Here is a 23,880-nt window from a genome sequence, read left to right on the forward strand (position 1 = left end):
GCTCAGCGATTTCGGCTCGTAACCGCGCTAGTTCGCTGTCTTCCTTGGTGATGGTTTTACGCTCGGGAGAGCTCAGCGGCAGGCCTTTACGCGTAGCATCAACCCAGTTGTCGAGCGTTTTGACGGACATCTCAAGCTGACGTGCAGCTTCAGTTCTGCCAACGCTTTCGGCTAGAGCTACGGCTTGCGTTTTGAACTCATCGGTGTAGTTGCGGCGAGTACGTGGGTACATGGCGACCTCCAAGAGAACGATGTAAGTATCGCTTCTTGGCGTCCGTTGTCAGGGGACAGGCCCATGGTTACTTTTTGATGCTTCAAAAAGTGACCCGCCGTAAGGGCGGAAAGGTGAATAAGCGTCACCCGTGCAAATGGATATGTTCACAACTTAAAAACCGCCAACCAATTAACCAATTAACCAAGCAATTATTAAGCAAGAGCACAAAAACCTGCCCAACATCAGATCCCAAGAAACTGACACAACTCCCGCTTCTTGACCAACGCATCCCTACGCCCCAGCTCGATCAACTCACTGCAATAACCCGCCTCGAACAACAAATAGCTCAACACCCCCGCCCCGCTGGTCCTGGTCGCACCCGGCCCCCGCAGGAACAACCGCAACGCCGCCGGCAACTCCCGCCGATGCCGAGCAGCAATCTCATCCAACGGCTGGCTGGGCGCCACCACCAGCACCTCGATCGGCGCCAACCCCAGGCGCCGCGTATCCAGGTGCGCAGGCAACAGATGACTGAGGTGATTCAGCCGCTGCAGCAACTCGATATCGTCCTCGAGGCTGTCGATGAACGTGCTGTTGAGCATGTGCCCGCCAATCTGCGCCAAGCTCGGCTGCTGGCCGCTGAACACCCGCTGGGTCGGCAGCGGCGGCGCCGGGCGCTGCGGGTTGCCACTGACCCCCACCACCAGCACCCGGCTGGCCCCCAGGTGCAAGGCCGGGCTGATCGGAGCCGACTGACGCACCGCGCCATCGCCGAAATACTCCTCGCCAAGCCGCACCGGGGCGAACAGCAGCGGGATGGCCGAACTGGCCAGCAGATGGTCGATGGTCAACGGCGTGGGCATGCCGATACGCCGATGGCGCAGCCACGGCTCGATGGTGTCGCGGCCTTGGTAGAAGGTCACCGCCTGGCCGGACTCATAGCCAAAGGCAGTCACCGCGATGGCCCGCAGCTGATTGGCCGCCAGCGCATGGCCAATGCCATCCAGGTCCAGGTGCTGATGCAGCAGTTTGCGCAGCGGCCGGCTGTCGAGCAACGCCACCGGCACCTGGCCGCCCAGACCCAACAGGCTGTGGCCGACAAAGCGGCTAGCCTGGCGGATCACCCCAGGCCAGTCGCTGCGTAACACCAGGTGGCTGCGAAAGTGCTGCCAGAACGCGGTGAGCTGATGCACCGACTCGGCAAAACGGCTGGCGCCGCTGGCCAGTTTGACCGCGTTGATGGCGCCGGCGGAGGTGCCGACGATCACCGGGAAGGGATTGGCCGCGCCGGGTGGCAGCAGTTCGGCGATGCCGGCAAGCACGCCGACCTGGTAGGCGGCGCGGGCGCCGCCGCCGGAGAGGATCAGGCCGGTGGTTGGGGTCATGCTTCCTTCCTGGATCATGTTTGACTGGGCTGGCCACTTCGCCGCTGCGATTTACCCGCGAAGAAGCCACCGCTGCATTAAAACCGTCAGCGCTTTTTCTTGTCATACAGCCGCGGCTCGCCTTCGGGCCGCGACTTGAAGCGCCGGTGCGCCCACAGGTACTGCTCCGGGCACTCGCGCAGGACACCCTCTACCCACTGGTTGATGCGCAGGCAGTCGGCCTCTTCGGTCTCCCCCGGGAAGCCTTCGAGCGGCGGGTGCACCACCAAACGATAGCCACTGCCATCCTCCAGGCGCTTCTGGGTGAACGGGATCACTCGCGCCTTGCCCAGCCGGGCAAACTTGCTGGTGGCGGTGACGGTGGCGGCGGGGATACCGAACAGCGGCACGAAAATGCTCTGCTTCATCCCGTAGTCCTGGTCTGGCGCATACCAGATCGCCCGGCCCTTGCGCAGCAGCTTGAGCATGCCGCGCACATCGTCGCGCTCCACCGCCAGCGAGTCGGGGTTGTGGCGCTCGCGGCCACGGCGCTGGATGAAGTCGAACACGGCATTGCCGTGCTCGCGGTACATGCCGTCGATGGTGTGGACCTGGCCCAGCAGCGCGGCGCCGATCTCCAGGGTGGTGAAGTGCACGGCCATGAGGATCGCGCCCTCGCCGTCACGCTGGGCGGCCTGCAAGTGCTCGATGCCCTCGATGTGCGCCAGGCGCGCCAGGCGGGCCTTGGGCCACCACCAGCTCATGGCCATTTCGAAGAAGGCGATGCCGGTGGAGGCGAAGTTTTCCTTGAGCAGACGCTGCCGTTCGTCGCCGGAAAGCGCAGGGAAGCACAGCTCCAGGTTGCGCGCGGCGATACGCCGACGCTCGCCGGCCACCCGGTACATCACCGCGCCCAGGGCGCGCCCCAGCCCGAGCAGTGCGCGGTAGGGCAACTGGGCGACCAGCCACAGCAGGCCCAGGCCGAGCCACAGGGCCCAGAATCGTGGGTGGAGGAAATAGCGGCGAAAACGCGGGCGTTCCATTGAAGCTTCCGGCAAGACAAGGGCCGGGCATTCTACATCGGTTGCGGGCAAACGGTCTTATCGCTATAAGTCAGGGCACTTTTTTCGCAACAAGCCGTCTATGCAGACCATGAGCCTCAACCAGACACCCGACAACGCCCCCGTGTTCCAGCTCAAGGGCAGCATGCTTGCCATCACCGTGCTGGAACTGGCGCGCAACGACCTCGAATCCCTCGACCGCCAGCTGGCGGCGAAGGTGGCGCAGGCGCCGAACTTCTTCAGCAACACCCCGCTGGTGCTGGCCCTGGACAAGCTGCCCCCCGACGAGGGTGCCATCGACCTGCCCGGGCTGATGCGCGTGTGCCGCCATCATGGTTTGCGCACCCTGGCGCTGCGCGCCAACCGCATCGAGGACATCGCCGCGGCGATCGCCATCGACCTGCCGGTGCTGCCGCCGTCCGGTGCCCGCGAGCGACCGCTGGAGCCAGAGCCTGAAGTGAAGGCCCCCGAACCCCAGCCCACCCCGCCACCGGCACCGGCCGAACCCGAGGTGCGCCCAACGCGCATCATCACCTCGCCGGTACGTGGCGGCCAGCAGATCTACGCCCAGGGCGGCGACCTGGTGGTCACCGGCTCCGTAAGCCCGGGCGCGGAACTTCTCGCCGATGGCAACATCCATGTGTACGGCGCCATGCGCGGCCGCGCCCTGGCCGGTATCAAGGGCAACACCCGGGCACGCATCTTCTGCCAGCAGATGACCGCGGAAATGGTCTCCATCGCCGGCCAGTACAAGGTCTGCGAAGACCTGCGCCGCGACCCGCTGTGGGGTGCGGGGGTACAGGTCAGCCTGTCCGGTGACGTGTTGAACATCACCCGTCTTTAACGGATACTTGCCGGCATTTTTAGCGCAACTTCTTTACCGTTGCCGTTTTTGTGTATTTGCAGGGACCTCTTGTCCCGACTTATTTTAGGGGTGAAACACCTTGGCCAAGATTCTCGTGGTTACTTCCGGCAAGGGGGGTGTGGGCAAGACCACCACCAGCGCCGCCATCGGTACCGGCCTCGCACTGCGTGGCCACAAGACGGTCATCGTCGACTTCGACGTCGGCCTGCGTAACCTCGACCTGATCATGGGCTGCGAACGCCGCGTGGTGTACGACTTCGTCAACGTGGTCAACGGCGAAGCCAACCTGCAGCAAGCCCTGATCAAGGACAAGCGCCTGGAGAACCTGTTCGTGCTGGCCGCCAGCCAGACCCGCGACAAGGACGCCCTCACGCAAGAAGGCGTGGAAAAGGTCCTGATGGAACTCAAGGAACAGTTCGACTACGTCATCTGCGACTCGCCGGCCGGTATCGAGAAAGGCGCGCACCTGGCAATGTACTTCGCCGACGAAGCCATCGTCGTGACCAACCCCGAAGTGTCGTCGGTGCGTGACTCGGACCGCATGCTGGGCATCCTGTCGAGCAAGTCGCGCCGCTCCGAGAACGGCGAAGAGCCGATCAAGGAACACCTGCTGATCACCCGTTACCACCCTGAGCGCGTCGAAAAGGGCGAAATGCTCAGCATCGCCGACGTCGAAGAGATCCTGGCGATCAAGCTCAAGGGTGTGATCCCCGAGTCGCAAGCCGTTCTCAAGGCCTCCAACCAGGGCATCCCGGTCATCCTTGACGACCAGAGCGATGCCGGCCAGGCGTACAGTGACACCGTCGACCGTCTGCTGGGCAAAGAGAAGCCCCTGCGGTTCATCGACGTGCAGAAGCAAGGATTCTTCGCGCGTCTGTTTGGAGGCAAGTAAACCATGAACCTTTTTGACTTCTTTCGTGGCAGGCAGAAACAGACCAGCGCGTCGGTAGCGAAAGAGCGTCTACAGATCATCGTGGCGCACGAGCGCGGCCAGCGCAGCACCCCGGACTACCTGCCCGCCCTGCAAAAGGAGCTGGTCGAAGTGATCCGCAAGTACGTCAACATCGGCAACGACGATGTGCAGGTGGCGCTGGAGAACCAGGGCAGCTGCTCGATCCTCGAGCTGAACATCACCTTGCCTGAGCGCTGATTCAGCGTTTACAGGCCGATCTGGGGCTGCTTTGCAGCCCTTCGCGGGCAAGCCCGCTCCCACACGATCAGTGCAGCCCTTGAGGTTTGCGCAGTACCTGTGGGAGCGGGCTTACCCGCGAAGGGGCGCAGAGCGGCCCCAACTGTCTATAGAGAACCTGCAATGCCGCTGTCGAACATCCAGATCCTTCACGAAGACGCTGCCATCCTGGTGATCAACAAGCCGACCCTGCTGCTGTCGGTACCAGGCCGCGCCGAGGACAACAAGGACTGCCTGATCACCCGCCTGCAGGAAAACGGCTACCCCGACGCCCTGATCGTCCACCGCCTGGACTGGGAGACGTCAGGGATCATCCTGCTCGCCCGTGACGCCGACAGCCACCGCGAGCTGTCGCGCCAGTTCCACGACCGCGAGACAGAGAAGGCCTACACCGCGCTGTGCTGGGGCCAACCTGCGCTCGACAGCGGCAGCATCGACCTGCCCCTGCGCTACGACCCGCCGACCAAGCCGCGCCACGTGGTCGACCACGAGCAGGGCAAGCATGCCCTGACCTTCTGGCGCATCATCGAGCGTTGTGGCGATCACTGCCGGGTCGAGCTGACGCCGATCACCGGGCGCTCGCACCAGCTGCGCGTGCACATGCTGTCGATCGGGCACCCTTTGCTGGGCGACCGCCTGTACGCCAACCCCGAAGCGCTGGCAGCCCATGAGCGGCTGTGCCTGCACGCCTCGATGCTGAGCTTCACCCACCCGGTCAGCGGGGAGCGGTTGAAGTTCGAGTGCCCCGCGCCGTTCTGATCTTTCAACGCAGGCCTCATCGCCGGCAAGCCGGCTCCCACAGGACCGACACAGACCCTGTGGGAGCCGGCTTGCCGGCGAACGGGCCAGCACAAATTCCTGAGCAACTGCGCTAAACTCGCGCCACTGCTGTCTGGAGTGACTTATGCGCGATGCCCTCAACGCCGGCCTGATCGAATACCTCAAGGCCTCCCCGACGCCCTTCCATGCCACCGCCAGCCTCGTGCAGCGCCTCGAAGCCGCAGGCTTCCAGCGCCTGGACGAGCGCGACAGCTGGGCCACGGTGCCCGGCGGGCGCTACTACCTGACCCGCAACGACTCCTCGATCATCGCCATCAAGCTCGGTAAGCATTCGCCGCTGATGAGCGGCATTCGCATGGTCGGCGCCCACACCGACAGCCCGTGCCTGCGGGTCAAACCGCAGCCTGAGCTGCAGCGCCAGGGCTTCTTGCAGCTGGGCGTGGAGGTGTACGGCGGCGCCCTGCTCGCCCCCTGGTTCGACCGCGACCTGTCGCTGGCCGGGCGGGTCACCTTCCGCCGTGACGGCAAGGTCGAGAGCCAGCTGATCGACTTCAAGCTGCCGATCGCCGTGATCCCCAACCTGGCGATCCACCTCAACCGCACCGCCAACGAAGGCTGGATGATCAACCCGCAGAACGAGCTGCCGCCGATCCTGGCGCAGGTGGCGGGTGACGAGCGCATCGACTTCCGTGCCCTGCTCACCGAGCAGCTGGCCCGCGAGCATGAGCTGAATGCCGATGTAGTGCTCGACTACGAGCTGAGCTTCTACGACACGCAAGATGCCGCGCTGATCGGCCTGAACGGCGATTTCATCGCCGGTGCCCGCCTGGACAACCTGCTGTCGTGCTACGCCGGCCTGCAAGCGCTGCTCAATGCCGACAGCGATGAGACCTGCGTGCTGGTGTGCAACGACCATGAAGAAGTCGGTTCCTGTTCGGCCTGCGGCGCCGACGGCCCGATGCTCGAACAGACCCTGCAGCGCCTGCTGCCGGACGGCGACGCCTATGTGCGCACCATCCAGCGCTCGCTGATGGTCTCGGCCGACAATGCCCACGGCGTGCACCCCAACTACGCCGACAAGCACGACGGCAACCACGGGCCCAAGCTCAACGCGGGGCCGGTGATCAAGGTCAACAACAACCAGCGCTATGCCACCAACAGCGAAACCGCTGGGTTCTTCCGCCATCTGTGCATGGCTGAAGAGGTACCGGTGCAAAGCTTCGTGGTGCGCAGCGACATGGGCTGCGGCTCGACCATCGGCCCGATCACCGCCAGCCACCTGGGAGTGCGCACGGTCGACATCGGTTTGCCGACCTTCGCCATGCATTCGATCCGCGAGCTGTGTGGCAGCCATGACCTGGCGCACCTGGTGAAGGTGCTCACGGCCTTCTACCGTAGCCGCGAACTGCCCTGAGTCGGCGCTGGGCCCTTCGCGGGCAAGCCCGCTCCCACAGGATTGCCTCAGTGCTTGAGAGCTGCGCCTAACCTGTGGGAGCGGGCTTGCCCGCGAAGGGGCCTGAACAGGCCGCCACCTGCCCCCGGTCAATCCGCCTCGCTTGCAAGGCGCTATGCTTGATACATGGCCCATCAAGCACAAGGATTGCACTCCATGTCCCCGTTCCTCTCCCTGTTCGTGCCCGTGTTCGGCTTCCTCATGCTGCTGACCATCGGTTTCAGCCTGCGCGAGCGCAACATCGGCGTGCTGATGATGTGGATCGGCACCCTGGGCATCTTCGGCCTCACCTGCTGGAAGATCCTGGAGAAACTGCCCACATAAACCTCTACACTCGGTGAATCGTTTGACCTGAGGTTGATTTCCCGGTGCCTGCCCTCCTGCGTTGCCTGTCCCTGCTGCTGTTACTGTTCATCACCCCGGTGCACGCCGCCGGCCTGCCCAGCCTGCTGGGCGCGAGCGCGCCCGCCCAGCCCGAGGCCACCGAGCCCTTGGGCAAGTCGCTGGACGAGGTGATCAAGAACCTGGAGAACGACCAGCAACGGGCCAAGCTGCTGGCCGACCTGAAGAAGCTGCGCGACGCCACCAAGCAATCGCAACCCAACGTCGAACAGGGCGTGCTCGGCCTGATCGGCGGTGCCCTGCACGACTTCGAAAAGCAGTTCAGCGGCGACGCCAGCCCGTTCAACCGCTGGTCGCAGGAAATCAGCCAGGCACAAGACGAACTGACCGCGCTGGTGGTGCCGGTGCACCAATGGCCAGCCATCCTGTTCGGCTTCGCCGCGATCATCGCCGTGTGGAGCCTGTTGGCCTACGCCTTCAACTGGATCGGCCACCGGGTGCGCATTCGCTTCGGCCTGACCGAGGAACTGCCCCAGCACCCGCGCACCTGGGACCTGGTGCGCTTCGCCCTGCGCAAGCTCGGGCCGTGGCTGGTGGCGCTGGTGTTCACCGTGTACCTGAGCTTCGCCCTACCCTCTTCGCTGGGCAAGTCCATGGCCATGGTGCTGGCCTACGCGCTGGTGGTCGGCACGCTGTTCTCGGCGATCTGCGTGATCGCCTTCTCGCTGCTCGACGGCCCACACCGCCACCGCGCCCTGCACATCCTGCGCCACCAGGCATTCCGCCCGCTGTGGCTGATCGGCAGCTTCGCCGCCTTTGGCGAGGCGATGAGCGACCCGCGCCTGACCACCGCGCTGGGCAGCCACCTGGCCCATGCCCTGGCGACCGTTGCCAACGTCATCGCCGCACTGTGCACCGGGTTGTTCGTGCTGCGCTTCCGCCGCCCGATCGCCCACCTGATCCGCAACCAGCCACTGGCCCGGCGCCTCACCCGCCGCACCCTGAGCGACACCATCGAGCTGCTGGGCAGCTTCTGGTTCGTCCCGGCGCTGATCCTGGTGGCGATTTCGCTGTTCGCCACCTTCGTCTCCGCCGGCGACACCAGCACCGCCCTGCGCCAGTCGCTGATGTGCACCGTGCTGGTGGTGGTGTGCATGGTGCTCAATGGCCTGGTGCGTCGCCACGCCGCCAAACCCAAGCGCGCCAACAAGCGCCAGGCGGTGTACACCGAGCGCCTGAGCAATTTCGGCTACCTGCTGGTGCACCTGTTCATCTGGCTGGTGTTCATCGAACTGGGCCTGCGCGTGTGGGGCCACTCGATGATCAGCTTCGCCGAAGGCGATGGCCATGAAGTCAGCCTGCGCCTGCTGGGCCTGGCCGGCACGCTGATCGTCGCCTGGCTGGTGTGGATCCTCGCCGACACCGCCGTGCACCACGCCCTGGTACGCTCGCGCCGCGGCCTGGCCAATGCCCGGGCGCAGACCATGATGCCGTTGATCCGCAACGTGATGTTCGTGGTGATCTTCATCATCGCGGTGATCGTCGCCCTGGCCAACATGGGCATGAACGTCACCCCGCTGCTGGCCGGTGCCGGGGTGATCGGCCTGGCGATCGGTTTCGGTGCCCAATCGCTGGTCGCCGACCTGATCACCGGGCTGTTCATCATCATCGAGGACAGCCTGGCCATCGATGACTATGTGGATGTCGGCGGCCACCTCGGCACGGTCGAGGGCCTGACCATCCGCACCGTGCGCCTGCGTGACATCGACGGCATCGTGCACACCATTCCGTTCAGCGAGATCAAGAGCATCAAGAACTACTCGCGCGAGTTCGGCTACGCGATCTTCCGTGTGGCGATCCCCCACAACATGAACATCGACCAGGCCATCAGCCTGGTCCGTGAGGTCGGCCAGAAACTGCGCAGCGACCCGCTGATGCGCCGCAACATCTGGTCGCCCCTGGAGCTGCAGGGGGTGGAGAGCTTCGAGTCGGGCTCGGCGATCCTGCGGGCACGGTTCAAGACCGCGCCGATCAAGCAGTGGGAAGTGTCGCGGGCGTTCAACCTGGCGTTGAAGCGCCAGCTCGACGAGGCCGGGCTGGACCTGGCGACGCCGCGGTTGTCGGTGCAGGTGGTGACGGCGGGGGGTGGTGCCACCCCTGAAGCCGGTGGAGCCGCCAGCTAGGGCCGCTTCACGCCCCATCGCCAGCAAGCCGGCTCCCACAAGGTGCACGCGTCCCCTGTGGGAGCAACTGTCTTGCGCAGGTTTTCTGTAGGAGCGGCCTTGTGTCGCGAAAGGGGTGCGCAGCGCCCCCAGGTTCTCGAGTACGCCCAAGATCGCCGGGGCCGCTCTGCGGCCCATTCCGACCGGTCCGGCGCCCCGGCAAGGCCGCTCCTACAGGTGATGTGCAAACTCCAGGGTGGGAGCCGGCTTGCCGGCGATGGGCTGCACAGCAGCCCCTTACCCCGCCTGTGCCCGGATGCGGATCGCATCATGGCGCCAATACTCCAGGTCACAGTCGATCAGATGCCCATGCTGGTCGCTGTTGACCCGGGTGATATGCAGCCCCGGGCTGCCCGCTGACACTTTCAGCGCGCTGGCCGCATCGACCGGCAGGGCAGTCGGCAGGATCTCGAAACAGACCCTCCCATACTGAATGCCGTACTCCCGCCCATAGATCTCGGTCAGCGACTGCGCCAGGTCCTGTTCCAGAATGTCGGGGAAATAGCGCGGGTTCAGGTAGTGCTCGGCATACAGCACCGCCCGCCCATCGATGCGCCGCAAACGGCAGATGCGCACCACGCTGGACAACGCCGGCAGGCGCAGCCGTGCGCAGATGGCAGCGGGGGCCGGTTGCAACCGTGCCGACAGCAGCTCGGTGCTGGGTAGCCGCCCCTGATCCCGCACCATCGCATGGAAATGGCTACGCTCGATCAGGTCGTAGGTCAGCCGCTCGGGCGCGACGAACCAACCCCGCCGCTCCTCGCGGTAGATCAGCCCTTGCGCCTCCAGTTGCACCAGTGCCTCGCGCAGGGTGATGCGCGTGGTGTCGAACACCTCGCTGAGCTTGCGTTCAGCCGGCAGCTTGCCGCCAGGTGTCAGCAGGCCGTGTTCGATCTGCTCCTGCAGGGCATGGCAGATGGCTGTTACCGCGCGCGGTGGCGTCGCTTGCATCAAAGGTTACCTATCTGGACTAGTCCAGCCCCAGAACAGGGCACTTGGAGAGTAGTGCAAGCCTAGGCAGGGCTGATGAACATCCTGTGACAAAGGCTTTTATCGAGGCCTGCCAGATCCGGGCCAGCCCTCGCGGATCAAGGCTTTCGATCTGGTCTACGCTGTATTTCCAGAGCCTTTTCCAAGCCTTGGCTGGCCTTCCCCTACATCAAACTGTCACGCAAGCGGCCTACCTTGGCTCAAGGTTTGCTGACCTAGACCAACGGTTGGCAGGCACAGGTTCATCACATAACAACGATTGCAAGGCACCCACCCAAGGAGCTTCGGATGAAAAAGTTGTTCATGGCGTCACTGCTCGGCTCGGCCATCGCGTTCTGCACCACGGCCATGGCCGACGACCTCAAGGCCCTGGAAGACGCCGCCCGCAAGGAAGGCACGGTCAACAGCGTGGGCATGCCCGATGCCTGGGCCAACTGGAAAGGCACCTGGGAGGACCTGGCGAAAAAGTACGGCCTCAAGCACAGCGACACCGACATGAGCTCGGCCCAGGAAATCGCCAAGTTCGAAGCCGAAAAAGACAACGCCAGCGCCGATATCGGTGACGTGGGCGCCGCCTTCGGCCCGATCGCCGCCGCCAAGGGCGTGACCCAGCCGTACAAGCCCAGCACCTGGGACCAGGTCCCGGCCTGGGCCAAGGACCAGGACGGTCACTGGGCATTGGCCTATACCGGCACCATCGCCTTCATCATCAACAAGGACCTGGTCAAGGAAGGCGAACGCCCGAAAACCTGGCACGACCTGGAAAAAGGCAAGTACAAGGTCGCCATCGGTGACGTCGGCACCGCCGCCCAGGCCGCCAACGGCGTGCTCGCTGCCGCCATCGCCTACAAGGGCGACGAGAACAACGTGGCGCCGGGCCTGCAGCTGTTCACCAAGCTGGCCCAGCAAAAACGCCTGTCACTGGCCAACCCGACCATCCAGACCATCGAGAAGGGTGAGGTGGAAGTCGGCGTGGTGTGGGACTTCAACGGCCTGAGCTACCGCGACCAGATCGACCCCAAGCGCTTTGAAGTGCTGATCCCCTCCGACGGTTCGGTCACCTCCGGCTACACCACCATCATCAACAAGTACGCCAAGCACCCGAACGCGGCCAAGCTTGCGCGTGAGTACATCTTCAGCGACGCCGGCCAGACCAACCTGGCCATCGGCCACGCCCGGCCGATCCGTGCCGAGCACCTGAAGCTGCCGGCCGACGTGCAGGCCAAGCTGCTGCCCAACGAGCAGTACAAGGCCGCCCAGCCGATCAAGGACGCCGCGGCCTGGGAAAAGACCTCCAAGGCCCTGCCGCAGATGTGGCAGGAGCAAGTGATCATCGAGATGGAGTAAAGGCGAGGGCTACGCCCTCGTTCGCGGGCAAGCCCGCTCCCACAAGGCCCAGCGCACTACCTGTGGGAGCGGGCTTGCCCGCGAAGGGTCGCACAGCGGCCCCATCTGAAATCACTCGGAGCTTCGAATGAAACACAACGTCATCCTGGTCCTGCTCGACGGCCTCAACTATCAGGTGGCCCACCACGCCATGGGCCACCTGCACGCCTACGTCGAGGCCGACCGCGCCGCACTGTACCGGGTGGAGTGCGAACTGCCGTCGCTGTCGCGACCGCTCTACGAATGCATCCTCACCGGCGTGCCGCCGATCGACAGCGGCATCGTGCACAACAACGTCAACCGTCTGTCCAACCAGCGCAGCGTCTTCCACTACGCCCGCGAGGCCGGGCTGGGCACCGCGGCGGCGGCTTATCACTGGATGAGCGAGCTGTACAACCGCTCGCCTTTCGACCCGCTGCGCGACCGCCACACCCACGCGCCCAAGCTGCCGATCCAGCACGGCTTGTTCTACTACGCCGACCACTACCCCGACTCGCACCTGCTGGCCGACGCCGAGTACCTGCGCCGCCGCCACGCACCGAACTTTCTGCTGGTGCACCCGATGAACATCGACGACGCCGGCCACCGCCACGGCCTGGACAGCAGCCAGTACCGCAACGCCGCGCGCAGCGCCGACATCCTGCTCGCCGACTACCTGCCGCGCTGGCTCGAAGAGGGCTACCAGGTGCTGGTGACCGCCGACCACGGCATGAACAACGACCGCTCGCACAACGGCCTGCTGGCCGAGGAGCGCGAGGTGCCGTTGTTCGTGTTCGGCGATGCGTTCAGCCTGGACCCTGCGGCCAAGCCGTTGCAGACCGAGCTGTGCGGGACCCTCTGCGAGCTGCTCGGCGCCGCCCATGACAAGACCGTCTGCCGGGAGCTGCTCAAGTGACGACGTCCACCCGCGGCCGCTACCTGGCCCTGCTCTGCCTGTTGCCATTCGCCGTGTGCTTCGTGATCTTCCAGATCGCCCCGCTGGCCTGGGTGGCCATCAACAGCCTGCAAAGCGAAGCCGGCTGGGGCCTGGCCAACTTCAGCAAGGTGTTCGCCTCGAAGTTCTACCTGCAAGCGCTGCAACGCAGCCTGGAGATCAGCTTCTGGTCGAGCCTGTTCGGCATCGTCATCGCCACGCTCGGCGCCTATTCGCTGCGCCAGGTCGACTCGAAGCTGCGCGACTTCGTCACCGCGTTCGCCAACATGACCAGCAACTTCGCCGGCGTGCCGCTGGCCTTCGCCTTCATCATCCTGCTCGGTTTCAACGGTGCACTCACCCTGCTGCTCAAGCAGATGGGCCTGCTGGGTGATTTCAGCATCTACTCCAAGACCGGGCTGATCCTGGTGTACACCTACTTCCAGATCCCGCTGGGGGTGCTGCTGCTCTACCCCGCCTTCGACGCCCTGCGCGAAGACTGGCGCGAATCCGCCGCCTTGCTGGGGGCCAACCATTGGCAGTTCTGGCGGCATATCGGCCTGCCGGTGCTCACCCCGGCGCTGCTCGGCACCTTCGTCATCCTGCTGGCCAACGCCCTGGGCGCCTACGCCACGGTCTACGCCCTCACCACCGGCAACTTCAACGTACTCCCTATCCGTATCGCGGGCCTGGTGGCCGGTGACATCAGCCTCGACCCCAACCTGGCCAGCGCGTTGGCCATGGTGCTGGTGGGGCTGATGACCCTGGTCACGGTGGTCCATCAATGGCTGCTCAAGAGGAGCTACCATGCGCGCTGAAAGAAACGCCGGCGGGCTTTACCACAAACTGGTGGTGTACCTGCTGTTCCTGATCCTGCTGTTGCCGCTGGCCGGCACCCTGCTCTACTCGCTGGCCACCAGTTGGTCGGCCACGCTGCTACCCAGCGGGCTGACCTTCAAGTGGTACCTCGCGCTGTGGAGCGAGCCACGCTTTCTCGCCGCCTTCGGCCAGTCGCTGCTGGTGTGCGTGGGTGCGCTGCTGCTGTCGGTGGTGCTGATCCTGCCGCTGTTGTTCGTGGTGCACTACCACTTCCCCAAACTCGACGCGCTGATGAACATCCTGATCCTGCTGCCCTTTGCGGTACCGCCGGTGGTGTCCTCGGTGGGCCTGCTGCAGCTGTACGGCAGCGGGCCGATGGCCATGGTCGGCACGCCGTGGATCTTGATCGGCTGCTACTTCACCGTCGCCCTGCCGTTCATGTACCGGGCCATCACCAACAACTTGCAGGCGATCAACCTGCGCGACCTGATGGACGCAGCCCAACTGCTGGGGGCCAGCACCTGGCAGGCGGCGTTGCTGGTGGTGCTGCCGAACCTGCGCAAGGGCCTCATGGTGGCGCTGCTGCTGTCGTTCTCATTCCTGTTCGGCGAGTTCGTGTTCGCCAACCTGCTGGTGGGCACTCGCTACGAGACCCTGCAGGTGTACCTGAACAACATGCGCAACAGCAGCGGCCACTTCAACAGCGCGCTGGTGATCTCCTATTTCGCCTTCGTGCTGGTGCTGACCTGGGTCGCCAACCGCTTGAACAAGGACAAGACCTGACATGAGCTTCGTCAGCGTACAGAAACTGCAAAAGAGCTACGCCGGCAGCCCGGTGTTCGAAAACATCGACTGCCACATCGAACGCGGCGAGTTCGTCACCCTGCTCGGCCCTTCGGGCTGCGGCAAGTCCACCCTGCTGCGCTGCATCGCCGGGCTCACCCCGGTGGACAGCGGCCATATCCTGCTCGATGGCCAGGACATCGTGCCGGTCAGCCCGCAAAAGCGCGGGATCGGCATGGTGTTCCAGAGCTACGCGCTGTTCCCCAACATGACCGTGGAACAGAACGTCGCCTTCGGTTTGCGCATGCAGAAGGTCAAGGCCGACGAGAGCCAGGCGCGGGTACGCGAAGTGCTCGACCTGGTGGAGCTGGGCAACTTCGCCGGGCGCTACCCGCACCAGCTCTCGGGCGGCCAGTGCCAGCGCGTGGCCCTGGCCCGCTCGCTGGTCACCCGCCCGCGCCTGCTGCTGCTCGACGAGCCACTGTCGGCGCTGGATGCGCGGATCCGCAAGCACCTGCGCGAGCAGATCCGCGCGATCCAGCGTGAGCTGGGGCTGACCACCATTTTCGTCACCCACGACCAGGAAGAGGCGCTGACCATGTCCGATCGCATCGTCCTGATGAACCAGGGGCGCATCGTCCAGAGCGGTGATGCCGAAACCCTCTACACCGCACCCGTCGACCTGTTCGCCGCGGGCTTCATCGGCAACTACAACCTGCTCGACGCCGACAGTGCCAGCCGCCTGTTGCAGCGCCCGGTAAGCAGCCGCCTGGCGATCCGCCCGGAGTCCATCACCCTGGGGGTGAACGGCGAACTGGACGCCCAAGTGCGCAGCCACAGCCTGCTGGGCAACGTCATCCGCTACCGCGTGCAGGTGCGTGGCGTGGAGCTGGTGGTGGACGTACTCAACCGCTCGGCGGCCGACCTGCACGCCGACGGACAGCGGGTATCCTTGTCGATCGACCCCACGGCGCTACGGGAAGTGGCTTAAGGAGCAACTACACATGGCATTGGCAATTTTCGATCTGGACGAGACCCTGATCCACGGCGACTGCGCGTCGCTGTGGAGCGAACAGATGGCCCGGCTGGGCTGGGTCGACGGCAAGGCGTTCCTCAAGCGCGATCATGAACTGATGGAGGCCTACGGCAAGGGCCACCTGGCCATGGAGGACTACATGGCCTTCAGCCTGGAGCCCATTGCCGGGCGCACCCTGGAGGAGGTCGAGCACCTGGTCGAGCCGTGGGTGGAAGAGGTGATCGAGCCGATCATCTTCGGTGACGCCTGCCGTTGCATCGCCGAGCACCGCAAGCGCGGCGACCGCATCCTGATCATTTCCGCGAGCGGTACACACCTTGTTGGCCCGATTGCGGCGCGACTAGGGGTGGACGAATACCTGGCCATCGAGCTGGAGGCCGTGAACGGGGTGTACACCGGCAAGACCCATGGCGTGCTCACCTACCGCGAGGGCAAGATAACCCGCTTGCTGGAATGGCTGGACCAGGAGCAGGAGAACCTGGAAGGGGCGAGCTTCTATTCCGATTCGCGCAATGACCTGCCGTTGCTGCTGAAGGTGGATCATCCGCATGTGGTGAACCCGGATGCCGTGTTGCGCGAGCATGCCGAGAAAAATGGATGGCCGGTGCTGAGCTGGACTTGAAGGCGATGGGGGCGCTTTGCGCCCCTGTCGCGACACAAGGCCGCTCCTACAAACAGCGGACCGCGTCCCACTGTAGGAGCGGCCTTGTGTCGCGATGGGCCGCATAGCGGCCCCAACAATCTCAGGCCAGGCTCGGGTCGATCACCAGCACCAGCTTGCCCGACACCTGGTTGCTGGCCAATTCGGCATAGGCTGCCTCGGCGAACTCGATCGGATAGGTGTCGACCAACTGCGGCGACAACCGCCCCTCAGCGAACAGCGGCCACACCTGCTGTCCCAGCTCACGCAGCAATTCAGCCTTGAACCCATCATCGCGATTGCGCAGGGTCGACCCGGTGATTTCAAGACGCTTACCCAGCACCAGCGCCAGGTCCAGCTCGACCTTGCGCCCGCCCATCAAGCCGATGATCACCCAGCGCCCGTCACGGGCCAGCAGTTTGAGGTTGAGTGGGCCGTAGCCAGCGCCAACCGGGTCGAGGATTACATCGAACGGCCCCAGTTGCTCAAGGTCGTCGAGATTGGCATTGCGTACCACCCCACCCGCCGCACCCAGCCCCTGGCAATAGGCCAGGCGCTCGGCAGAGCCGACACTCACCCACACCGGGTTGCCGAACGCCTTGCACAACTGGATCGCCGCCGAGCCCACACCGCTGGCGCCGGCATGCACCAGCACCTTCTCGCCGGCCTTCAGGCCTCCGAGTTGGAAGATGTTCAGCCAGGCCGTGGCGTACACTTCGGGGATCGCCGCCGCCTCGTGCAGGCTCAGGCCTTCGGGCACCGGTAGCACATGGCGACCATCGACCACCACCTCCTCAGCCATGCCGCCACCGGCCAGCAGCGCGCAGACGCGGTCACCGACGCGCCAGTTGGCGCCAGCGCCCACCTCTTCAATGATGCCGGCACACTCAAGGCCCATATAAGGGCTGGCCCCCGGCGGTGGCGGGTAAAGACCGGCCTTTTGCAGCAGGTCGGCACGGTTCAGCCCCGCGGCGGCCACGCGGATGCGCACCTGCCCCGCATCACAGGCCGGGCGTTCGGCCTCGACCCAGGCCACATGTCCGTCAACGCCTTGCAATGCCTTCACAGTGCCTCCATAGTTGAATCATATGACGAGCCTGGGTGAGCATTTCCCAGGCTTTTTGCAGTATGCGTCCGGCTCCATGGAACCGGCGAACGGAAAAGACGGCCTACTATGCGTGATCAATTGCCTACACGTCGAATCAGCATGAAGCATTTCCTCCCCAGCACCGCCCTCGCCCTCGTCATCGGGCTCGGCAGCCTCACGCTCGGTGGCAATGCGGCCGCCGCCAACAAGTGGGACAGCCTGCAACCAGACCGCGACGAGATCGTCGCCAGCCTGAACGTGGTCGAGCTGCTCAAGCGCCACCACTACAGCAAGCCGCCGCTCGACGACGCCCGTTCGGTCATCATCTACGACAGCTACATCAAGCTGCTCGACCCGTCGCGCAGCTATTTCAACGCGGCCGACATCGCCGAATTCGACAAGTGGAAGACGCAGTTCGACGATTTTCTCAAAAGCGGTAACCTCGAGCCCGGCTTCACCATCTACAAGCGCTACCTGGACCGTGTGAAGCAACGCCTGGACTACGCCCTCGGCGAGCTGAACAAGGGCGTGGACAAGATCGACTTCACCGTCAAGGAAGACCTGCTGGTCGACCGCAAGGACGCCCCGTGGATGAAGAACCAGGCCGAACTCGACGACCTGTGGCGCAAACGCGTGAAGGATGAGGTGCTGCGCCAGAAGATCGCCGGCAAGGACCTCAAGCAGATCCAGGAAACCCTGATCAAGCGCTACAAGAACCAGCTGGCGCGCCTGGACCAGACCCGTGCCGAAGACATCTTCCAGGCCTACATCAACACCTTTGCCCAGTCGTACGATCCGCACACCAACTACCTGTCGCCGGACAACGCCGAAAACTTCGACATCAACATGAGCCTGTCGCTCGAAGGCATCGGCGCGGTGCTGCAAAGCGACAACGACCAGGTCAAGATCGTGCGCCTGGTACCGGCGGGCCCTGCGGCGAAAACCAAGCAGGTGGCCCCCGCCGACAAGATCATCGGTGTCGCCCAGGGCAACAAGGAAATGGTCGACGTGGTCGGCTGGCGCCTGGACGAAGTGGTCAAGCTGATCCGTGGCCCGAAAGGCTCGGTGGTGCGCCTGGAGGTGATCCCGGCGAGCAACGCGCCGAACGACCAGACCAGCAAGATCGTCTCGATCACCCGCGAAGCGGTCAAGCTCGAAGAGCAGGCGGCGAAGAAGTCGGTGCTCAAGCTCAAGCAGGACGGCCGTGACTACAAGCTGGGGATCATCGAGATCCCGGCCTTCTACCTCGACTTCAAGGCCTATCGCGCGGGCGATCCGGACTACAAGAGCACCACCCGCGATGTGAAGAAGCTGCTCACCGAGCTGCAAAAAGAGAAAGTCGACGGCGTGGTCATCGACCTGCGCAACAACGGCGGCGGCTCGCTGCAGGAAGCCACCGAGCTGACCAGCCTGTTCATCGAGAAAGGCCCCACGGTGCTGGTGCGCAACAGCGACGGCCGCGTGGATGTGCTCGAAGACGAGAACCCCGGTGCCTTCTACAAAGGCCCGCTGGCGCTGTTGGTCAACCGCCTCTCGGCCTCGGCCTCGGAGATCTTCGCCGGCGCCATGCAGGACTACCACCGTGCGCTGATCATCGGTGGCCAGACCTTCGGCAAGGGCACCGTGCAAACCATCCAGCCGCTCAACCATGGCGAACTCAAGCTCACCCTGGCCAAGTTCTACCGGGTCTCCGGGCAGAGCACCCAGCACCAGGGCGTACTGCCGGACATCGCCTATCCGTCGATCATCGACACCAAGGAAATCGGCGAGAGTGCGCTGCCCGAAGCCATGCCGTGGGACACCATCCGCCCGGTGGTCAAGCCGGCATCGGACCCGTTCAAGCCGTTCCTCGCCCAGCTCAAGGCGCAGCATGATGCACGCAGCGACAAGGATGCCGAGTTCGTCTACATCCGCGACCGCCTGGCGCTGACCCAGAAGCTGATGAACGAGAAGACCGTCAGCCTCAACGAGCAGGAACGCCGTGCCCGCCACGACCAGATCGAAGGCAAGCAGTTGGCGCTGGAGAACATTCGGCGCAAGGCCAAGGGCGAAGAGCCGCTCAAGGAGCTGAAGAAGGAAGACGAGGATGCGTTGCCGGCCGAGCCGGACGATACCAAGCCGGAGGACGACGCCTACCTGTCGGAAACCGGGCGCATCCTGCTCGACTACCTGAGCCTGAGCACATCGGTGGCCAAGCACTGAGTAGTGGCAGAATAATGTGACCTGTCATCAAACAGTCATCGGGCTGTCGTGAAATAGAAGGGCCGGGCGTGAAAGCGCCCGGCCTTTTTCTATTCAGGAAAGCAAGCCATGACCGTTACCGAACAGCTCAGCGCATTGAGCGCCATTCTGGCTCAACGAAGCGTACACAGCCTGTTCCAGCCCATCGTCTGCCTTTCCGAACGGAGGATTCTCGGCTACGAAGCCCTGAGCCGCGGCCCCTCCAACAGCCCGCTGCATTCGCCTCTGAACCTGTTCGCCATCGCCCGTCAGGCCGGCCGCTTGAGCGAGCTGGAAGTGCTGTGCCGCGAAACGGCCTGCCGGCGTTTTGCCGAGCAGGGCCTGGAAGGCAAGCTGTTCCTCAACGTCTCGCCCGAATCCCTGCTCGAGCCGCACTACCCTTCCGGGCGCACCCTGAAGATGCTGGAGCAGGTCGGCCTGCCGCCGAGCCGCGTGGTGATCGAGCTCACCGAACAAACCCCCACCGAAGACTTCCAGCTGCTGTTCAATGCCCTGCACCACTACCGCGACATGGGTTTTTCCATCGCCCTGGATGACCTGGGTGCCGGGTACTCGAGCCTGCGCCTGTGGTCGGAGCTGCGCCCGGACTACGTGAAGATCGACCGTCATTTCATCGATGGCATCCACCAGGACCCACTCAAGCGTGAGTTCGTCGGCTCCATCCTGCAGATCGCCCGCGCCTCCCGGGCCCAGGTAATCGCCGAAGGCATCGAACTGACCGAGGAGCTCAGTGTACTGAGCGAGATGGGCGTGGACCTGCTGCAAGGTTACCTGCTGGGCCGCCCGCAGGAGTTCGCCGCACGGGAATGCCAGAACCTGTTACCGCTGGCGCCCGGCAACCTGGTGGTGCTCGGCGAGGAACACGGCGACCTCGCTGCCCTGCTGATCCAGCAACCGACCGTCACCCTCGATACCCCTACCCAGCAGGTGCTCGCCGCGTTCCGCCGCCAGGCCAACCTGAACTCTGTCGCGGTGCTGGACGTGCGTGGCAAACCCTGTGGCATTGTCCATCGCCACTCGCTGTCCGATGCCCTGCTACAGCCTTTTGGCACCGACCTGTTCGCGCGCAAGCCCATCAGCCGGCTGATGAGCGAGGATTTTCTCGCCGTCGAGCGCGGGCAGTCGTTGCAGCAGGTCAGCCGGTTGCTTACCAGCCGTGCCCGGCAACGTATCGAGGAGGATTTCATCATCACCCAGAGCGGTCGCTACCTGGGCTTGGGGCGGGTGATCGATGTGCTGAAGCTGATCACCGAGCAGAAGCTCCAGCAGGCCCGGCACGCCAACCCGTTGACCCTGCTGCCGGGTAACGTGCCGATCCAGCAGTGCCTGGCACGCTTGCTGGAACAACGACGCGAGGCAGCGGTGTGCTATGTGGACATCGATAGCTTCAAACCCTTCAACGACATCTACGGCTATGCCCGTGGCGATGAAGTGCTGCTGTGCCTGGCCCAGTGCCTGAACGATTGCGTCGACCCGAGCCGTGATTTCGTCGGGCATATCGGCGGCGATGATTTCATGCTGGTGCTGGGTTCCAAAGACTGGCGCGAGCGCTTGCAACGGCTGGTGGAGGCGTTTGCCCGCCAATGCCTGCGGTTCTATCGCGCCGAGCATGTCGCAGCCGGATGCTTCATTGCCCATAACCGCATGGGGCAGCGCGAGACCTTTGCACTGCTGTCGCTGTCGATCGGCGTGGTATGGCTGGCCGCTGACATCAGCGAGCCGCTCGATGCCGGACAGTTGGCAGACCTGGCATCGCAGGCCAAGCGCCAGGCCAAGGAGACACAGGGGTCGAGCCTGAGCCTGATCGACACCTCGATACCTGCCTGAACGGGCGGCGCGGCGCTTTGTGGGGGCGGGATTACCCGCCAATGCCCTGATGACACCCCCGACGCTTTCGCGGGTATACCCGCGCCCACACGACTGCCGCGAGTGCCTTACGCCTCTTCCGGATACCGGTACTCGAACACCCGCACCACTTCCGAGGCATGCCATGAGGCCGCCTCCATGCCATCCACGGGCCCGTTGAACCTACCCAAACGCTCGACGCACTCGAAAAAGCCGGTACGCGGCAGGCGGCTGGCGCCCTGGCTGATCACCAGCGAGCTGCGCAAGGGTTGCTCGGCGCGGGCATCGAGCAGCGCCAGGTACTCCAGCGCCGCAGTGAGCGTCTGCATCGCCGGGCTGGGCAGTTGCAGGCGTTCGAGCAGCGCACGGTAGGTGAGCAGGTGGCGTTGACGGCGGGCCAGGTCGAGCTCGGTCAGCAGGTTTTCCCAGTGCTGGCGGCTGATCCTGACCTGGCTCATGACGGTTCGCTCCAGCCGGCCACGCCCAGGTGCCAGGCCAGGCTGCGCAGGATCGCGGCATCCGGGCGGCGCTCGCCGGATTCGATCATCGCAAGGTAAGCCGGGCTGATCCCGACGTTGCGCGCCAACAGCTCCGGGGCCATGCCCTTGGCCTGACGCAACGACGCCAGCTGGTCCAGTGAGGACAGGCTGGCGGTTTGAGTGGAGGCTTCTTCGTTGCTGGTGATGGAAGGTGCCATGGCGGGTGACTGGCCCGCAGCCACGAGCAACGCTTGATACTGCTCCCAGGGAACCACTGCGTACTCGGGCTGACCGTCCCGGCTGATGACCTGAATACCCATACAACCCCCTTTTGTAGGATTACGGCATGTAATCCGTAGGCATAACGCTTATGCCAATTATATTACCAACCTCGGGGGTTCGCCGTGAATCACTGCCTTGGGCGCTCCAGGCGCAGGGCCTCGGGAGTGTCCGGCAGGCGTTCGACCACGCGCAGTTTCTCCGGTGCCTGGCTGGCGCGCCAGGCCTTGAAACGGGCCAGTTCATCGGCCACGGTCTTGAGCACCCACCCCAGCACGGCAATATCGTCGAGGAACCCGACGCCCAGCAGCCAGTCGGGGATGGCATCCAGGGGGCTGACGAAGTACAGCAAACCGGCGACGATGGTCACCAGCGCCTTGGGGCTCACCGCGCGGTACTCGCCCCGCCACCAGGCCAGGCACAAGGCCTGCAACAAGCGTACGTCCTCACGTAATTGGCCAATCCTGGGGCCTTTGCGGGCCACGGCGAACAACAGCGCCGGCAAACGGCCACGGCTGAGCAGGCGCTCGGCCAGCGGCAGAAAGCGAGCGAAATTCCAGGGTGCGCTCATGCAACCTCCAGAGGAGCAGGCAGGTTATCCACATTTATTGTGGATAACCTTGTGAACAGGACAGCCTTTGCGCCGTTTGGTCCCCGCCGGGCAAGGGCCGGGCACGGATCGGGCGTTTTTTACACAGTCGTTTCAAAGGCGCAAACGTTTTGCGACACCTCGTCGCAGGATTCGCTCGCGGCATTGTGTGCGACAGTGACGGACGCCAACGGTTCGCGTCAACTGCCTGCAAAAACGACGACGCCCCGTCGAGACGGGGCGCCGTTGTACAGCAGAGGTTGCGCTTACTCAGCCTGGGCCGGTTCGGCGTCCTGCTTGCTCGGGTCTTTGATACCCAGCAGTTCCAGGTCGAACACCAGTACCGAGTTGGCCGGGATCAGCGGGCTCGGGCTCTGGGCGCCGTAGGCCAGTTCAGCTGGAATGTACAGCTTGTACTTCTCGCCGACGTGCATCAGTTGCAGGCCTTCGACCCAACCTGGGATCACGCCGCTGACTGGCAGGTCGATGGGCGCGCCGCGCTCGACGGAGCTGTCGAACACCTTGCCGTCGATCAGCTTGCCTTCGTAGTGGACGGTGACCACATCGGTCGGTTTGGGTTGAGGGCCGTCGGCCTTCTTGACCACTTCGTACTGCAGGCCAGAGGCGGTGGTGACCACGCCGGCCTTCTTGCCGTTCTCTTCGAGGAATTTCTTGCCTTTGGCGGCCGCTTCTTCGCTGGCCTTGGCCAGGCGTTCTTCGGCGCGCTTCTGCAGGGCGGTGAAGGCCTCGACCAGCTCTTCATCCTTGATGCGCTGTTCTTTCTTGCCAACAGCGTCCTCGATACCTTGGGCGACGGCTTTGGAGTCCAGGTCGTCCATGCCTTCCTGGGCCAGGCTCTTGCCCATGTTCAGGCCGATACCGTAGGAGGCTTTCTGCGCCGGAGTCTTCAACTCGACGCTGCTGGTCTGGGCGTCGCAGCCCGCCAGCACCAGACCTACCAGGGCAACCGCAGCCGCCAGACGAGTTTGTTTCATGCTGATTCCTTGTTCATGCGCCATAAGGGCAAATCAGGGTAAAGCCGCGAGCTTAGCAGGCGGTCGTGACCAATGGCTACCGGCATAAGAGCGGGTTGGGGGCTGGAAGTTCCTGGGTGAAAGGTTGTTCATGGTGGGGGCTTGCAGCCAATGGCCAGTATGGGTGGTTTTGGGTAGGGTGCTGGGTGGTTTGGGCTTGGGCTTGGGCTTGGGGATTAGTGTGCTGGTTTTTAGATTTCGGTGCATATCCATTCACGATAGCGACTTTTCGTCACCTTTCCGCCCTTACGGCGGCTTACTTTGCTCTT

Annotated in this window: 24 protein-coding genes; 15 read left to right on the forward strand and 9 right to left on the reverse strand. The window is 64.2% G+C overall.

The genetic code is table 11. From position 1 onward, the window contains the following. The 3 genes from IX761_RS09765 to IX761_RS09775 form a co-directional block, all read right to left on the reverse strand. The coding region (locus IX761_RS09765) for a transposase (RefSeq protein ID WP_194789391.1) at positions 1-232 on the reverse strand (232 nt) is incomplete at its 3' end. Between the two features lie 224 nt (positions 233-456). Continuing rightward, positions 457-1,599 (reverse strand): patatin-like phospholipase family protein, encoded by a 1,143-nt coding sequence (locus IX761_RS09770; protein ID WP_194789392.1) that lies wholly within the window; start codon positions 1,597-1,599, stop codon positions 457-459. Between the two features lie 86 nt (positions 1,600-1,685). After that, complete coding sequence (locus IX761_RS09775) at positions 1,686-2,621, reverse strand: lipid A biosynthesis lauroyl acyltransferase (RefSeq protein WP_194789393.1); 936 nt, start codon at positions 2,619-2,621, stop codon at positions 1,686-1,688. 100 nt (positions 2,622-2,721) lie between these two features. Between IX761_RS09775 and minC the strand changes: the two genes are divergently transcribed. From minC to IX761_RS09810, 7 genes are all read left to right on the forward strand, one after another. Beyond that, positions 2,722-3,483: a septum site-determining protein MinC gene (minC, locus tag IX761_RS09780; RefSeq protein ID WP_194789394.1), complete on the forward strand. Its 762-nt coding sequence runs from the start codon at positions 2,722-2,724 to the stop codon at positions 3,481-3,483. A 100-nt stretch (positions 3,484-3,583) separates the two neighbouring features. After that, complete coding sequence (minD, locus tag IX761_RS09785) at positions 3,584-4,396, forward strand: septum site-determining protein MinD (RefSeq protein ID WP_194789395.1); 813 nt, start codon at positions 3,584-3,586, stop codon at positions 4,394-4,396. 3 nt (positions 4,397-4,399) lie between these two features. Then, entirely contained in the window at positions 4,400-4,654 is a 255-nt protein-coding gene (gene minE / locus IX761_RS09790; RefSeq protein ID WP_011532731.1) for a cell division topological specificity factor MinE, read from the forward strand. Between the two features lie 162 nt (positions 4,655-4,816). Beyond that, the gene (locus IX761_RS09795; protein ID WP_194789396.1) at positions 4,817-5,452 is read left to right on the forward strand and encodes an RluA family pseudouridine synthase; all 636 of its coding nucleotides are present in this window, start codon (positions 4,817-4,819) and stop codon (positions 5,450-5,452) included. Between the two features lie 145 nt (positions 5,453-5,597). After that, a complete protein-coding gene (locus IX761_RS09800; protein ID WP_194789397.1) occupies positions 5,598-6,887 on the forward strand; it encodes a M18 family aminopeptidase in 1,290 nt (429 codons plus the stop codon). Positions 6,888-7,082: 195 nt separating this feature from the next. Beyond that, positions 7,083-7,250, forward strand: coding sequence for a hypothetical protein (locus IX761_RS09805; protein ID WP_194789398.1), 168 nt, complete (start codon positions 7,083-7,085; stop codon positions 7,248-7,250). A gap of 44 nt (positions 7,251-7,294) precedes the next feature. Then, the gene (locus tag IX761_RS09810; protein ID WP_194789399.1) at positions 7,295-9,451 is read left to right on the forward strand and encodes a mechanosensitive ion channel family protein; all 2,157 of its coding nucleotides are present in this window, start codon (positions 7,295-7,297) and stop codon (positions 9,449-9,451) included. 276 nt (positions 9,452-9,727) lie between these two features. Here IX761_RS09810 and phnR read toward each other — a convergent pair whose 3' ends face one another. Then, positions 9,728-10,441 (reverse strand): phosphonate utilization transcriptional regulator PhnR, encoded by a 714-nt coding sequence (gene phnR, locus IX761_RS09815; RefSeq protein ID WP_194789400.1) that lies wholly within the window; start codon positions 10,439-10,441, stop codon positions 9,728-9,730. 327 nt (positions 10,442-10,768) lie between these two features. On the opposite strand from phnR, the gene IX761_RS09820 reads away from it, so the two are divergent. The 6 genes from IX761_RS09820 to IX761_RS09845 all read left to right on the forward strand — a co-directional run bounded on the left by IX761_RS09820 (position 10,769) and on the right by IX761_RS09845 (position 16,039). Continuing rightward, on the forward strand, positions 10,769-11,827 hold the full coding sequence (locus tag IX761_RS09820) for an ABC transporter substrate-binding protein (protein WP_194789401.1): 1,059 nt from the start codon (positions 10,769-10,771) through the stop codon (positions 11,825-11,827). Positions 11,828-11,954: 127 nt separating this feature from the next. Beyond that, positions 11,955-12,761: an alkaline phosphatase family protein gene (locus IX761_RS09825; RefSeq protein ID WP_194789402.1), complete on the forward strand. Its 807-nt coding sequence runs from the start codon at positions 11,955-11,957 to the stop codon at positions 12,759-12,761. Next, the gene (locus IX761_RS09830) at positions 12,758-13,597 is read left to right on the forward strand and encodes an ABC transporter permease (RefSeq protein ID WP_194789403.1); all 840 of its coding nucleotides are present in this window, start codon (positions 12,758-12,760) and stop codon (positions 13,595-13,597) included. Before IX761_RS09825 ends, IX761_RS09830 begins: the two co-directional genes overlap by 4 nt. Further along, a complete protein-coding gene (locus IX761_RS09835) occupies positions 13,587-14,381 on the forward strand; it encodes an ABC transporter permease (RefSeq protein WP_194789404.1) in 795 nt (264 codons plus the stop codon). The genes IX761_RS09830 and IX761_RS09835 overlap by 11 nt, the downstream gene beginning before the upstream one ends. A 1-nt stretch (position 14,382) precedes the next feature. Continuing rightward, on the forward strand, positions 14,383-15,372 hold the full coding sequence (locus IX761_RS09840; RefSeq protein WP_194789405.1) for an ABC transporter ATP-binding protein: 990 nt from the start codon (positions 14,383-14,385) through the stop codon (positions 15,370-15,372). 13 nt (positions 15,373-15,385) lie between these two features. Continuing rightward, positions 15,386-16,039 (forward strand): HAD family hydrolase, encoded by a 654-nt coding sequence (locus tag IX761_RS09845; protein WP_194789406.1) that lies wholly within the window; start codon positions 15,386-15,388, stop codon positions 16,037-16,039. Between the two features lie 121 nt (positions 16,040-16,160). On the opposite strand, the gene IX761_RS09850 is transcribed toward IX761_RS09845, so the two are convergent. After that, the gene (locus IX761_RS09850; RefSeq protein WP_194789407.1) at positions 16,161-17,123 is read right to left on the reverse strand and encodes an NAD(P)H-quinone oxidoreductase; all 963 of its coding nucleotides are present in this window, start codon (positions 17,121-17,123) and stop codon (positions 16,161-16,163) included. Positions 17,124-17,264: 141 nt separating this feature from the next. Between IX761_RS09850 and IX761_RS09855 the strand changes: the two genes are divergently transcribed. Both IX761_RS09855 and IX761_RS09860 read left to right on the forward strand, forming a co-directional pair. After that, on the forward strand, positions 17,265-19,346 hold the full coding sequence (locus tag IX761_RS09855) for a carboxy terminal-processing peptidase (protein WP_194789408.1): 2,082 nt from the start codon (positions 17,265-17,267) through the stop codon (positions 19,344-19,346). A 108-nt stretch (positions 19,347-19,454) separates the two neighbouring features. Continuing rightward, on the forward strand, positions 19,455-21,212 hold the full coding sequence (locus tag IX761_RS09860; protein WP_194789409.1) for a bifunctional diguanylate cyclase/phosphodiesterase: 1,758 nt from the start codon (positions 19,455-19,457) through the stop codon (positions 21,210-21,212). 107 nt (positions 21,213-21,319) lie between these two features. Here IX761_RS09860 and IX761_RS09865 read toward each other — a convergent pair whose 3' ends face one another. The 4 genes from IX761_RS09865 to IX761_RS09880 form a co-directional block, all read right to left on the reverse strand. Continuing rightward, on the reverse strand, positions 21,320-21,688 hold the full coding sequence (locus IX761_RS09865; RefSeq protein WP_194789410.1) for a hypothetical protein: 369 nt from the start codon (positions 21,686-21,688) through the stop codon (positions 21,320-21,322). Further along, complete coding sequence (locus tag IX761_RS09870) at positions 21,685-22,029, reverse strand: helix-turn-helix domain-containing protein (RefSeq protein WP_194789411.1); 345 nt, start codon at positions 22,027-22,029, stop codon at positions 21,685-21,687. The genes IX761_RS09865 and IX761_RS09870 overlap by 4 nt, the downstream gene beginning before the upstream one ends. 89 nt (positions 22,030-22,118) lie before the next feature. Beyond that, a complete protein-coding gene (locus IX761_RS09875; protein ID WP_194789412.1) occupies positions 22,119-22,559 on the reverse strand; it encodes a YkvA family protein in 441 nt (146 codons plus the stop codon). Between the two features lie 284 nt (positions 22,560-22,843). After that, a complete protein-coding gene (locus IX761_RS09880; RefSeq protein WP_194789413.1) occupies positions 22,844-23,572 on the reverse strand; it encodes an FKBP-type peptidyl-prolyl cis-trans isomerase in 729 nt (242 codons plus the stop codon). Positions 23,573-23,880: the final 308 nt, after the last annotated feature.

Source organism: Pseudomonas sp. UFMG81, from assembly GCF_015354575.1.
In the GTDB taxonomy this organism is placed as follows: Bacteria; Pseudomonadota; Gammaproteobacteria; order Pseudomonadales; family Pseudomonadaceae; genus Aquipseudomonas.

Coding starts and splice junctions, on each gene's coding strand:
- IX761_RS09770 (WP_194789392.1), bottom strand. CDS start 1,599: ATGACCCCAACCACCGGCCTGATCCTCTCCGGCGGCGGCGCCCGCGCC.
- IX761_RS09775 (WP_194789393.1), bottom strand. CDS start 2,621: ATGGAACGCCCGCGTTTTCGCCGCTATTTCCTCCACCCACGATTCTGG.
- minC (WP_194789394.1), top strand. CDS start 2,722: ATGCAGACCATGAGCCTCAACCAGACACCCGACAACGCCCCCGTGTTC.
- minE (WP_011532731.1), top strand. CDS start 4,400: ATGAACCTTTTTGACTTCTTTCGTGGCAGGCAGAAACAGACCAGCGCG.
- IX761_RS09795 (WP_194789396.1), top strand. CDS start 4,817: ATGCCGCTGTCGAACATCCAGATCCTTCACGAAGACGCTGCCATCCTG.
- IX761_RS09800 (WP_194789397.1), top strand. CDS start 5,598: ATGCGCGATGCCCTCAACGCCGGCCTGATCGAATACCTCAAGGCCTCC.
- IX761_RS09805 (WP_194789398.1), top strand. CDS start 7,083: ATGTCCCCGTTCCTCTCCCTGTTCGTGCCCGTGTTCGGCTTCCTCATG.
- phnR (WP_194789400.1), bottom strand. CDS start 10,441: ATGCAAGCGACGCCACCGCGCGCGGTAACAGCCATCTGCCATGCCCTG.
- IX761_RS09820 (WP_194789401.1), top strand. CDS start 10,769: ATGAAAAAGTTGTTCATGGCGTCACTGCTCGGCTCGGCCATCGCGTTC.
- IX761_RS09825 (WP_194789402.1), top strand. CDS start 11,955: ATGAAACACAACGTCATCCTGGTCCTGCTCGACGGCCTCAACTATCAG.
- IX761_RS09835 (WP_194789404.1), top strand. CDS start 13,587: ATGCGCGCTGAAAGAAACGCCGGCGGGCTTTACCACAAACTGGTGGTG.
- IX761_RS09840 (WP_194789405.1), top strand. CDS start 14,383: ATGAGCTTCGTCAGCGTACAGAAACTGCAAAAGAGCTACGCCGGCAGC.
- IX761_RS09845 (WP_194789406.1), top strand. CDS start 15,386: ATGGCATTGGCAATTTTCGATCTGGACGAGACCCTGATCCACGGCGAC.
- IX761_RS09855 (WP_194789408.1), top strand. CDS start 17,265: ATGAAGCATTTCCTCCCCAGCACCGCCCTCGCCCTCGTCATCGGGCTC.
- IX761_RS09860 (WP_194789409.1), top strand. CDS start 19,455: ATGACCGTTACCGAACAGCTCAGCGCATTGAGCGCCATTCTGGCTCAA.
- IX761_RS09865 (WP_194789410.1), bottom strand. CDS start 21,688: ATGAGCCAGGTCAGGATCAGCCGCCAGCACTGGGAAAACCTGCTGACC.
- IX761_RS09870 (WP_194789411.1), bottom strand. CDS start 22,029: ATGGGTATTCAGGTCATCAGCCGGGACGGTCAGCCCGAGTACGCAGTG.
- IX761_RS09875 (WP_194789412.1), bottom strand. CDS start 22,559: ATGAGCGCACCCTGGAATTTCGCTCGCTTTCTGCCGCTGGCCGAGCGC.
- IX761_RS09880 (WP_194789413.1), bottom strand. CDS start 23,572: ATGAAACAAACTCGTCTGGCGGCTGCGGTTGCCCTGGTAGGTCTGGTG.